Raw genomic sequence first — 13,045 nt, 5'->3', positions numbered from 1 at the left:
GAAACCGCCGGCCGTCCCGCTGCGATATTCATTTGAACAAGTCGTTGCTCGAAGCGGCTGATTGCCTCACGCGTCGAACGCCGATCGGGGAGCCATCCGATACGAACAGCAGCTCGTATTTCTGGCCCCGAGAGTCCGTCGCGGTGCAGGTGACGCTAGAAACCTTGCGTGCGGCGAAGTTGCCGAACTGGCGGCAGACGCCGGTCGACGCCTCCTCCGAAGGGACCGGAAGCCCATGGACCTTCGGCCGGTGCTTGGAATTCAAGAGCATTCGGTCAACAGGAAGCTCGTAGGAATTGTCGTCGAAGCGCTTACCATTCTCGCCGGAGAAAGACACGACATGGCCGTCGTCGGCTGGATCCTCAAGAGCCACCGCGAAGCTGATCCGGCCGGATTCAGTATGAGCATAGGCAACAGCCTTGCAGGCATAGTCCCGGCCGGCGATCTTGAGGGTCGTGCACTTGCCGGACATGAGCGCAAGAAGATCAGTCATGGGCTGACGATGGTCGATGTGGCTGGGGGCGTCGGAACGTTGCTCGCTGGCCTGTCGGGTGTCAGCCGTCTGCCCGTAGCTGGGGCCGAGCAAGGTCAAACACGATCCGATTAACATGAGCGGGCGCCACGAGCTCGGTAAAGCGCGCCATAAACTATTCAAGTCAAACCCCTAAAAGCCTCGTCCTGTCATGCGCTTAACCCGGTCATAGTGGCATTGGCTTGATCGTTGATCAATCGCCGGAAAGCCGGGGCGGGAACGGCCTTGCCTGTTTATTTAACGCAGGCGGGACATTCCGCCCGGTTCAGTCGGCCGAAGCCGGCCATCCAGCAGCCACCTGTCATGCCAGCGTCGATTTAGCGTCGATTTATGGAGTTAGGAACCTGTGACGCTACGCGACGTTGGCTTCGTGCATCGTGGCTCGGGCCGTGCATCTGCTCTGCGCATCAGGCCGCTAACCGGCGCCAATCGAGGAGCCGGGCTGCATAGGGCAGCCTCGACTGTGACCGCCATGAGGGCCAAAACCACGGACGGTGATTGACTTGGGAACGAATAGACCCTTAATCTCGCCAACTTCTGGTTATTAACGCTGATTCCCACGCATATAAACGGAATTTTCGGTGCCCAAAGTCAAGAATAAACCGGCTGCCACCTTTGGTTCGCGCTTGAAGCAGTTGCGGGAAGATCGGTCGATGACCATCACGGAGCTGGCCAGGCGGATCGGCGTGACGCCACCAGCAATTTGGCATTGGGAGAAGCGAGGCAGGATGCCCAAGGCCGCCACCATACAGGCCGTGGCAAAGGAGCTTAACGTCAGCTCCGAGTTTCTTGAAAACGGCGTCCACATCGTGAGTACCCTGGAGCAGGGGCCTTCAGACCAAATTTCGATGAGGCCCGACGAGATGAGCCTCGAGCAACTGATCCGTGCCATTGAGGCAAAAGGCTTTTACGTTCAGATTTCGTCGGCCGGCTCTCGCGAGGCTTCTGGCGTGTGAATCCAGGAATGGGGGCCCAGAGCCTTCCTCTTGCTTGCCAAAGCAGGCGTGCGCCAGATTCCCCGTTAAATAAACAATGGAAATGCAGTGTTCCGACTTTGCGCCGGGCAGCCGCGCGTGGGCAGGGATGAGTGCCGGTGAAGCCGGATAGAGCACAGCGCCGGCCCGAGCGATGCCGCGCTACCTGTTTCATCGTGCCGTAACAGTCGAAGGGCGCGACCAGATGCTCCCTTGGCAAGCCGTGCAGTGACATTCACTGCGCACTTTCCGGTGATTAAAAAAGTCTCGCCGGGAAAAAGTCGAGCGAGTACGTGATTGGGGCTCGCCGACGTGAACGGATACATTCTTTTCGTTGTACTGGGTGGGTTTTGCAGCTTCCAGCTATGCAGTGTCGTCGCGCATCCGGGCGACTCTCGCCGAGGCTTTGTATCCCCCTAAGTTGTTGAGCAATCGCGCTTACTGAGCGGATCAAGCCGTCGCCATGCGCTCGAAGTCGGCGCCGACTTGCTGAGTTGCCGATGGCGGCCGAGAGGCCAAAGCGCTTGTAGCCAGGCTGTGGCCGTGTCATAACGTCGTCGTTAAAGCCGTATTAAACTACGCATAAATCGAATTTAAGCCGCCCAATCGTCATTCGAAGGAGGCGCTGCGATGATCAAAGATTTTAGCACCTTTGAGAGTTTGCACTCAGCTCTTCCCATGCCGCGTGTCGTTGAAGGCGCCGGCATTCAAATTCTCCCCGGCACACACCGCTAGACATTCTCCTCAAGCGCGTACTGCTTGAGGCGCGTTCGCGTTACTTCGACTTGCTGCTCGCCGTTCGGTCCATTTTTTCGATGGAGCATTCCGATGGGTATAGCCTGGCGCTGGAACAAGGAAGCTCACAAGCGCTCCGCGTTTGAATCCCTCCTCGACAAGGTTATTCGCGAGATCCTGCCGGGACGGGACAGCAGAAAGCGGCGGATCGGCGGTGCCGCGCGCCCGGCGGCAAAGCCGCGGCGGCAAAGCTTCACCTTGGAGGCGATCGAGCCGCGCCTGCTGTTATCGGCGGATATCACCTATGGCGGGCTCAGCACGGATTTTACGCTCAAGGCCGAGGGAGGGATGCTCAATCTCTATGACGGTGCAACACTCGTCATGGGCAAAGCGCTAACCAGTAATGCGGACAATAGCGTATCGATCGAGCGCGACACTGGCGAGGATTTCGTTGGCGATACCATCCATCTTGATCTCAATTCGTTCACAAGCGCAAATGCGACCATCGGTAGTGGCCACACGCTGAGCGTCAACTTCACCGGTGGTGACCAGAGGGATCCATTAGCACGGGATACCGTTAGTCTCGATACGACCTCTAATGCCGCAGTTGGCTTCGGCTTGAAAGTCACGGCTGATTCCGAGATCAAATCCAGCGCGAATGCGAGCTTTACCGGCATTCTGACTCTGGATTCCGAGGTCACGGCCGGCAACGATCCGATTGTCAACCAGGGTCTTCTGGCGGACGCCCACTCGGCCATCACGCTGTCTGGTGCCACCCTCAACGCTACCGACAAGATGACGTTAACGGCGCACTCTGCCCTCAATGTGAACGCGGACGGTTCTATTGGGGGCGACACGGACGATCCGGGTCTGGCAGGCAAAATCACCGGAAAGATCAAGGACGCGATCAACGACAACCTCGGCGCCGCGAATCTTCATGCCATTTCGCTGGTGACAAGCTTCTCGACCGCCAAGATCGATATTGGCGGCGGTTCGGCGCTCAATACCAGCGGTGATTTAGAAATTGCTTCAACCGTAGACGGGAAGCTCATCGGCGCGTCGACGGGGAATACGCTGAAGATTACCCTCATCGCCGGCAACGCCGATCCCGAGGTGCTGATCCACGGCGTTAACACCCACCTCACCGCGAGCGGCAAGATCGATGCGACTGCAAAGTCCGACGTCGAGATCGACGCGTCAGCCTCGCCAACCACAAACAGCGACGCAAAAAACGACGCCGCCGTGGCAATCACCGTGTTCGACAGCCAGGCGAAGCTCGCCGTGTCCGACGGGGCGATCGTGAATGCGACCGGTGTCGGCGCCACGAACCTGCAAGCAAATAGCAAGCTCAAGGCTACGACGCTGGCGGACGGCAGCGCGGGAGCCGCGGGAGCCGCCGTGGCGGTGTCCGTGGTGTTCGGCGACACCGAAGCGTCGGTCACGCAAGCAACGGTGGGTGGCAACGGGGTCACCGTCGCTGCCACGACGGACCGCGACCTGACGACGACGGCGAATTCGTCGATCGGCGGCTCCTCCGCAAACGGCGGCAGCAATGCCAGCGAAAACACCCTCGCCAACAACAAGGCCGGCTCCAGCGCCGATTCCGGCGGCAGCATTACGTTCGCCGGTGCCGTAGCGGTCAGCACGGATACGGGCGACACCAAGGCCTTCCTTCAGGACGGTACCATCAACGCCGGTACCGCAGCTGCCGCCATCCAGGCGGCTTCCGTCGACGTGATGGAAACGACGGCCGACGCCGAGTTTACCGGGGACACCAAGGGCGGGACGAACGGCATTGGTGTGGCGGTCGCGATCAACGTGGCCGTTCGCGACGATCTCGCTTACGTCGGTGGAACAAGCGCCGTTACGGGCAATTCGCTCGCTATCCAGGTGCTGCCGCTCGATGACAAGCAAAGCTCTTTCAGCGCCGAGGCCACCTCGGGCGTGGGCGATTCCGACAATGTCAATTTTGCGGGATCGCTTGCCGTCAACGTCACGGTTCTCAACCACAAGGCCTATCTCGACAATTTGGCGCAGGTCACCCTGACGGGTGGTCCTGATGTGACAATCGAAGCAATTTCCGATGTGAAGAACGTCGCCAAGGCATTGCCGTCGGCGGCGGGCAGCGGCCAGGCCGGCAAGATCGGGATCGGCGCGTCGATCGCATTCAACTACGGCGAAGACACGACGGCTGCCTACATCGATGACGGTGTCGCGCTCACGGGGGCTAATGACCTGACGCTCAATGCCAAGTCCGACCACGAGATGGAGACCGAGGCAGAGAACGGTTCCGCGAGTACGGGCACCTTGGCGGTCACGCCGGTGATCGCAATCTCGGTCGCCGACGACGATACCCATGCGACGCTTGGCGCCGCCGGGCTGGCCGGAACGCTGAGCATCGACGGCAACTTCAGCGCTACATCGGCCCTCAGCAACGTCGTCCAGACATCCGCGACGGGCGATACCGAATCGACCAAAACGGGCGTCGGCATCTCGCTGGCATTGTCGATCGTGAACGACAGTTCGCTCGCCAGCACCGGACGCGACCTCGTGACCACCGCGGGCACGGCGGCGTTTCTGTCGAGCGCGATTTCGATCAGTGAAAGCACGGCCAAGGCCAGCGTCAAGGGCGGCGAAGACGAAGACAATGGCGGCGGGAAGGCCGACGATAAAAAGCAGGCCCAGCAGGGTTTCGCCGACAAGACGGCAACCGATCAGGTCAGCAAGCAGGGCGGCACCGCCAAGGGGACCGAGGGTGCGAGTTCGCCGTCGGCCACGAGTGGTAGCGGGCAAGTCAGCGTTGCGGGCGCGATTGCGGTAAATGTCGAGAACGGAAAGTCGATCGCGTCGATACCCGACAACCGCCACGTTACCGCCTTCGGAGCGGTGACGGTTAAGTCGGCAGCGAATGTAGACGGACATGCGGTGGCTGACGGTTCGGCAGTCGCCCCCGGCGGGACCGGGGTCGGTGTCGCCGTCGCGGTCAACGTTAACAACATCACCAACCAGGGCTTTATCGGCAACAATGCCGTGGTGAGCGGCAGCGGCCTTAACGTCGGTGCCGTGATGGCCGATCGCGAGATCGATGCGCCCACGACAACTGTACCGGTGGTCGACGCCGACAATGACACGCTCTTTGTTGGCCTTGATGCCGGCCTCAAGAGCGGCGATCAGGTCAACTATGTCGGGTTGGGAGGCTTCGGCCTCGACCCGTTGCAACTCTCTGGCTATTTCGTGCATGTCAACGATGACGGCACGGTCAAGTTCTACGACACCAAGGAACACGCCGAAGACGGCGGCGGTGACGGATTGGTGGATCTCACGTCCGGCGCCCTGTCATCATCGGGCAATCAACTCTGGAAGTACATCAAGGGTATTCCAACCTTCATTGGTGCAGTCGATTTCGACCCCACCGCCAACATCACCGTGCTCGATCTGGGTGAAAGTGCAGCCCTGCGAACCGGCGACCCCATAACGTACAATGCCGCATCTCCGCTCGGCGGCTTGAGCGACGGCACGCTTTATTACGCCATCGACCTGACCGGCGGTCACTACCAGCTCGCGGCGTCGCGCGACGACGCCTATAGCGGCAAAGCCATTCCGCTAAGCGGATCCGCGTCGGCTGGGCAACAGGTACTGCACGACCGTACCCATTCGTCTCGCGCCGACGCCACCTCGGGCGCAAGCGGCGGCAAGGTCGGCGTCGGCATTTCGGTCGGCGTCAATGTCGTGAACAACCATACCGACGCGTTGGTCGGCATGACGCCGGGCTTCGCCGGCAGCGCACACATCATCACCAGCGGCGGCGATTCGTCGGTGATGGCGGAGAGCGACGAAGCAAATCTGGCGACGGCAAAGCCGCATGGCGAGTCGGATGGCGACAAGGCCGGTGTCGGCGGGTCGGTCGGCGTCAACGTTCTGACCAATAACGTCAACGCCAAAATCAGCGACGGGACGTCGTGGACGGGGACGGTCGGCAAATTTGCGGTCTCGGCGGTCGCCGGGGACTCAGCCGTCACCCACGGTGAGAACGGCGCGCAGGCGAGCGGCGGCGTTGCCGTCGGTATCGGAGCGGGCGTCATCGTCGCGCACGACACCACGGCTGCCTATGTCGGCACCGACGCCAGCGGCGGCACCGGCATCCACGGCAGTGGCGATGTCTCGATTACCGCGTCGCAGACCACCAACTTCAAGACGGAGACCGGCGCTGAAGCAGCGGGCAAGAATGTAGCGTTCGGCGCTTCCGTTTCCGTCGCCGTCGTAACCGAGAACGCCAGCGCCGAGTTGGCGCGCAGCGTCGCTACCTCGAACGGGGCGTTCACTTTGATGTCGACGGCCGCCGTGACCAGTGACGCGGAGGCCATTGCGACCGTCAAGGGCGCAGACAAGAACGACAGTGGAGGCAATGCCGACGGTCAGGCCGACGGACAGGTCAATGGGAGTAACTCGAACACCAGCGGTCAAACCCTGCCATCGGCCAGCGGCAACACCAGCAGCGCCCAGAGTTCGAACTCGTCCGAGGGTGGCGCCAGTGATGCGACCGGCATTGGATTGGCGGCCGCGGTCTCGGTGAACGTGCTGACGTCCGACAATAGCGCCACGATCAGCCATGGCGCCGGCGTCAACGCAAAGAGTGCTGTCAAGATTTCGGCGCAGGCGGACGATCATGCGATCGCCAAGGGTGTCGGCGCGGCTGTTGCGACAGACTCTGACGCCCAGATCGGCGCCGGCGTGTCGGTCAATGTGGCAGGCGCCACCAACAAGGCGCGCGTTACCGGCGCATCCGTGATCAAGGGCGGCAGCGTCACTATCGAGGCGATCACCCCCAATGGGAAGACCGACGACTTCATTGCCTGGGGTGTGGCTGCGGCGGCGACGACCAGCAACAACGCCATCGGCTCCTTCGCCGGATCGGTAGGCATCAACGTCGTCAATCATTTCACGACGGAAGCGTCAACGGCCGCAGGCTCGCATCTGGAGTCGAGCGGTACGATCAACGTCACCGCGACGGAGAACCTCGATCCGCAAACCCTGGCGGCGGCCGCCGCGCTTTCGAAGGATGGCGTCGGCTTCGGCGCTACGGTCGACGTAACTCTGCTGCACGCCTCGACGACGGCGTTTATCGGCGGCGACGCCGATGCCGGTGGCGCCATTACGGTCGATGCGGAAACGCATATGCTGCCGACCCAACTCGACATTCCGAAGATTCCCGATGCGGTGAAACCGGTGGTGACGTCGCTGGCGGTTGCCGGTTCCGGATCGAAGGGCGGTTCTGCGATCGGCGGTTCATTCATCGTCAACGACTTCCATCTCGATGTCGACGCCCATATCGGCGGCGGCAAGATCAATCAGGGTGGCCTCTATACGCCAAGCGGCAACGTGACGGTGAAGGCGGTTAACGAGACCGAGATCACCAGCATTGCCGGTGCATTCGGCATATCGATCAGCGGCTCGGCGGGCTTCGGTATCGGTCTCGATGTCGAGATCCTTCACAAGTCGACGACGGCCTATATCGACAACGGCGCAATCGTCACAGCGGGTGGCGCCGTTAGCGTGACCGCAGATTCGTCCGAAACGATGCTGTCGATCGCCGGAACGGCCGGCTCCGGCGACTCGATCGCCATCGCCCTGTCGGCCTCGATTGCCGACATCCAGCCCGTGACCGACGCCCATATTGGCAATACTGCGACCGTGCATGCGAACGGCGGCGGGGTGACGGTCAGGGCGACGAGCGCGTTCCAAACCACCATGATTGCCGGAGGCATCGGACTAAGCATCGGTGGCTCCGCGATCGGTGCGGCGAACGTCACCCTGGTGCACGGCGCCACGACGGAAGCCTATGTCGGGACAAGCACCACGGTGACGTCCGCCGGCACGGTGAGCGTCGTGGCGCGGGCGAACGAGGACGTCATTGCGATCGCCGCCGGTGTCGCCGTCGGCACCGGCTCCGCCGGCGTGGCGGGTTCCGCGGCGGTGGAAGTGCTGACCGAAACGACGACCGCAGATATCGGGCACAACTCGAACATCACGGTGACGGGCGGCGGAGACTTGATCGTTACCGCGAGCGATTTCACCGGCCCGAACGCCGATCCATCGGACACAGGGCCGAGCGGAGGTATCATTTCGGTTGCCGGTTCCTTGGGCGCCAGCGGTACGGCCGGCGTGGGCGTCGGTGCTGACGTCGGTATCTTCACCAAGACTACCAACGCCTTTATCGATTCAGCCGTCACCGCGACGGTGGCCGGCAACATCATCGTCAAGGCGGAATCCAGCGAAGACCTGGTTTCGGTCTCTGCGGGCATTGGCGTCGGAGGAACGGTGGGTGTCGCGGCCAACGCCGATGTGCACGTCTTCGACCTGACGACACGGGCTTTTATCGGCGACGATCCGAGCGCCGGGCCGGGCTCGTTCGGGGAAGGCAACGTGCATGCGGACGGCAGTGTCGTCGTTTCGGCAAACGACGTCAGCAACATCAACGAAATCGTCGCGGTATTGGCGGCCGGTGAGGTCGGCGTCGGCGCTGCCGCCGGCGTCGATGTATTCAGCAAGGACACCGAGGCCTTTATTGGCTCCGGTGCCAAAGTCACCGGCGACGGCAAGAATGGTTCTGGCCTGACCGTCAACACCGGCGTGATCAACATTCCGCCGGCCGGACCCGCCAACGCCCCGTTCGACGCAAGCAATCCGAACGGCCAGGGCATCGAAACCAACTCCCTGAGCAAGGACCAGCTCACCAGTCCGAGCCAGCGCCAGGCGCTTCGTTCCCAGGGCGAGGTGCACACGCCGCAAGTAAAGAATATGAATCTCAGCCAGAGCGGCAACGACGACGTCAACAGCAAGGACCCGTCGCTGAGCGGCACGCGCCTCACCTCACTCGACACCCGCGGCAATTTCCACGGAGTCGCGGTCGCGGCGACCAATCAGGATGAGATTCGCACCTTTACCTTCGCCGTCGGCGGCGGCGCAGTCGGTGTCGCAGTGTCGGCCGGGGTCGATGTCGTCGGTGCGACGACGAAAGCCTATATCGGGGACAGTGCCAAGGTTAACCTCGACACCAGCACCGCTAACCCCTTCGACCAGTCGGTTTTGGTCGGCGCCGGCGACGATTTCTATCACCTGGCGATCGCCGGAGGCATCGGCATCGGCGCTGTCGGCGTGGCGCCCGCCGTTGGCGTCAACGTCATCGGCGATACAACCCAAGCCTATATCGATACAAGCGCGATCGTGAATGCCAAGGGCGACATCGTCGTCGTTGCCGGCGGCAAGGAAGACATCGTGATGGTCGGCTTTGGCGTGGCGGCCGGCGGTGTCGGGGTCGGCGGCGCAGTCGACGTGCTCAGCATCAACAACCAAGTCAAGGCCTCAATCGGCGATTCCGCGCATGTTTACGCCGGCGGCGACGTGGACGTATTTGCCAACGATGACACGCATATCTTCGAACTGTCCGGCGCACTCGGCGTTGGCGGCGCGGTAGGAATCGGCGGGTCGGTCGGAGTCATGCTTGTCGGCAAGGACACCGAGGCGACGATCGGCGCGTCGGCGCAAGTCGATGCGCTGGGTAATAGTGGTGGACGCGGCGACCTGCTGGACGGCAATATCGTTTCGGGAGTCTTTGAAACGACCTCGGGAAGCCCGTCGCCTTTCAACGCTCATGGCGTTCTGGTGCAGGCGACTTCCAGTGAAAGTATCCTGCACATCGTGGCAGCGGCCGGCGCCGGCTATGTCGGTGTATCGGGCGCAGTCGGCGTCACCCTGGTCAATGTCGAGACTGACGCAAGGATCAATGGGAATGCGCTGATCAATACGCTGCATCAGGGATTGGCCAACGGTGATCAGAGCGTCTATGTCAACGCTGGCGACAAGGTCGGCATACAGACCTTCATCGTCGGTGTTGCCGGCGGATTCGTCGGAGTTGCCGGCGCGGTCGACGTCGGAACATTGAATAACAACACCAAGGCCGAGGTCCTTACCGGCGCCCAACTCAAGGCCAAGCAAGATATCGAAGTGAACGCCGTCAATACTAAGGACGTCACAGGCTTCGACGTCAGCGGTGCCGGAGGATTCGTCGGCGTCGGCGGCGCGGTCAGCGTTTGGTCAATCGGGCAAACGATAGATTCTACGTACGCCGACCAGGCTCACCATCAGTTCAAGGCAAGCGTTGTCAATACCGGTGCCAGCACGATCGATTTCGGCAACGACAGTGACGCGTTCGCGACCGGCACCGAGGTGATCTATCACGACGGCGGAGGCACCGATCTGAGTGCCCAGTTGACCGATGGCAAACATGCTTTCGTCCGTAATCTTGGCAGCGGAAAGATCGAACTGTTCGATACCTTTGCCCACGCGAGAGATACGAGCTCCAGCGCCGGTCAGTTGCTTTTCACGTCGTCAGGCAATGATAATCAATATTTCGTCAGTACCTCGAGTTCCACCAAGGCGGTCACTCATCCGTTCAAGACCGGTGACGTGACCACTGGCGTAAACAGCAACATCAATTTCGGTGACGACAAAAAGGCGTTCCCGACCGGGGCCGAGGTCGTCTATCACAGCGGCAGTGGCACTGATCTCGGTACTTTGCATGAAGGCGATCATGCCTTCGTGCGCAATATGACTGGCGGAGTGATCGAGCTCTTCGACACCAGCGACCATGCGAAAGATCTTCTGAGCAACGCCGGTCGAATCGAGTTTACAAACTCCGGCAACGACGACCAGTACTTTTCGAGCCCGCAAGACGGCGCCGACAGCAACGCGGCGGCGCAGGCGCAGAGCGGCACTGGCGCGGCGAGCGGCAGCATTGGCAACTTCACGAACGGCGTCGGATTCAACGCGGCCTCTGCCGTCAATACCGGCACAAGCACCGTAGATCTGGGAACTTCGAGCGGCCTCCAGACCGGTGATCTGGTGACGTATTTCCACGGCAGCGGTGGCGGCGACATCGGTAATCTGACTAATGGACAGCAGTATTATGTTGGCGATACCGGGGGAGGCAAGTTCGCCTTCTACAACACCTACGCCGATGCCCTGAACAATCAGAATGCAATTTCGTTTGGTGGATCGCCGGGCAGCGGGGCTCAGCAGTTCCTTCAGCTCAATGCCAATTCGAGCAGCAGCCGTGTTCATGCCGGCACGCAGGAAGCCATCAATGGCAACGGTGGTCACGTCCACGGGATCGGCGAACGAGCGCCAACCCAGGGGGGCATCAGCGGCGTCGAAAACAAGGTCATCGCCACGCCGCCGGGAACCTCGGCGATTGTCCAGTCCGGAACGTCGCTGACCGCCGGTGGCGCAATCGGCGTCAAGGCGAACGAAATCGACCACATCACGATCATCGCCGGCCAGGTGGCCGCGGGATTCGTGGGTGCTGGCGCGGCGATCTCGGTTGTGGGCATTGCCGATAACGTCACAGCCTCGCTGGGTGGCACGATGTCGGCTGGCGGCGCCATATCGGTCAACGCGATCTTCAACGAAACCGTCAACGTGACGACACTGGACGGTGCAGCCGGCGCCGTTGCGCTTGGCGCAGCGGTAGCGGTCGTCAGCGACAGCAGTGCAATTCAGGCGACGCTGCAGGAAGACGCCGAGGTCGACAATGCTGCCTCGCTGACCGTCGCGGCAGACGCGTCACGCAATTTCACCTTGACGACCGGTCAAGGCGGCGCCGGGATCGGAGCGTTCGGCGCAACGTTCAGCATGCTGACCGTCGATCACAACGTCCTGGCCAATATCGGGAAGAACGCTCACATCGGTGACCTCGGGGTCGGCGACGTGGGCGCAGTCGACGTGCATGCTAATGTGAGTATTGACGCCACCGAGAACAGCGGCGTCTTCGACGTGGGCGGGCTGGCGGTGGACGCGGCGTTCGCCTTCCTCACCGTGAAGCCGGATGTCACGGCTGCAATCGGCGACGGTACCGTCATCGTTTCGACCGGCGCAGTCAGCGTCGTGGCTGATGTCACCAAGATGAGCGCCGATTCCGAACTGATCGGCGTAACGGTCGGCGGCATGGCGTTGTCCGGCATGCTCAGCAAATCGGAAGTCGAAGGCACGACCTCGGCTTCGGTCGGGGCAAACGCCGACATCACCGCGGTCGGGGCGGCGCTGACGCCTGGCCTGAAGGTCGCGGCGTCTGACGAGAACAATGCGGCCACCGGCAACCTGGTCATGGTATCGGCAGGTGGTATCGCCGCCTCCGGCGCAGTGGTCAATGCAACGGTCAGCCGCAATACGAGAGCCTCTGTCGGCAGCGGCAGCAAGGTCAAGGCGGGCACCTCGGAGGTCGATATCGACGCGACCTCAGTCAACAACTCCACCTCGACGGCGAAGGGCCTGAGCCTCGGCACCATCAGCGTGTCGTTCGAGGTTACGATAGCAGATATCGACGGTGCGACCTCGGCCTCCATGGGGGCAGGTGGCAGCGTCACCGGCAAGCTCAACGTCAAGGCCGACGACACCAGCACTGGCAAGCCCACCACGAAGATTTTGGGTATCGGCGGTTTCTCCGGCGCCGGCGCGAGTGCCAGTTCCACGATCACGCGTAATGTCGACGCGTTCATCGGCAATGAATTCGGATCCAGTCCGGCGGGTCAGTCAACATTGACGCTCACAGGCTCGGCCGATGTCGAGGCCACGTCGCACGAGACGGCCACCGTCGACGCCGAAGCCGCGACCGCTGGTGTGCTGGCGTTTGGCGTATCGGTCCCGAACGCCGAGATCGACGGCAACACCCGCGCCTATATCGGGCCCAAGACGACCGTGGATGGCAGCGCCTCCAACAGTGGCGTGACGCTGAAGGCGAGTGACGTCA

3 protein-coding genes (1 of these 3 running past the window's edge) are annotated in these 13,045 nt (G+C 61.8%); 2 read left to right on the top strand and 1 reads right to left on the bottom strand.

Going from position 1 to position 13,045, the window contains the following annotated elements; all coding sequences use genetic code 11:
* Positions 1 to 28: 28 nt before the first annotated feature.
* Complete coding sequence (locus XH89_RS25755) at positions 29 to 493, bottom strand: hypothetical protein (RefSeq protein WP_246767911.1); 465 nt, start codon at positions 491 to 493, stop codon at positions 29 to 31.
* A gap of 620 nt (positions 494 to 1,113) precedes the next feature.
* On the opposite strand from XH89_RS25755, the gene XH89_RS25750 reads away from it, so the two are divergent.
* Both XH89_RS25750 and XH89_RS25745 read left to right on the top strand, forming a co-directional pair.
* The gene (locus tag XH89_RS25750) at positions 1,114 to 1,488 is read left to right on the top strand and encodes a helix-turn-helix domain-containing protein (protein WP_194463176.1); all 375 of its coding nucleotides are present in this window, start codon (positions 1,114 to 1,116) and stop codon (positions 1,486 to 1,488) included.
* A gap of 846 nt (positions 1,489 to 2,334) precedes the next feature.
* Positions 2,335 to 13,045: the start of an LEPR-XLL domain-containing protein gene (locus XH89_RS25745; RefSeq protein WP_194463175.1), read on the top strand. It continues 18,368 nt past the right edge of the window; 10,711 of the gene's 29,079 nt are visible here — the first part of the coding sequence; the start codon lies at positions 2,335 to 2,337; its stop codon lies beyond the right edge, outside the window.

It is taken from the genome of Bradyrhizobium sp. CCBAU 53340, from assembly GCF_015291645.1.
In the GTDB taxonomy this organism is placed as follows: Bacteria; Pseudomonadota; Alphaproteobacteria; order Rhizobiales; family Xanthobacteraceae; genus Bradyrhizobium.
Note: the sequence above shows the minus strand (reverse complement) of the source record. Positions and strands in the feature narration are given on the sequence as shown.

What these genes read in the sequence shown, in the direction of transcription:
- XH89_RS25755 (WP_246767911.1), bottom strand. Translation starts at nt 493, where the DNA reads ATGACTGATCTTCTTGCGCTCATGTCCGGCAAGTGCACGACCCTCAAG.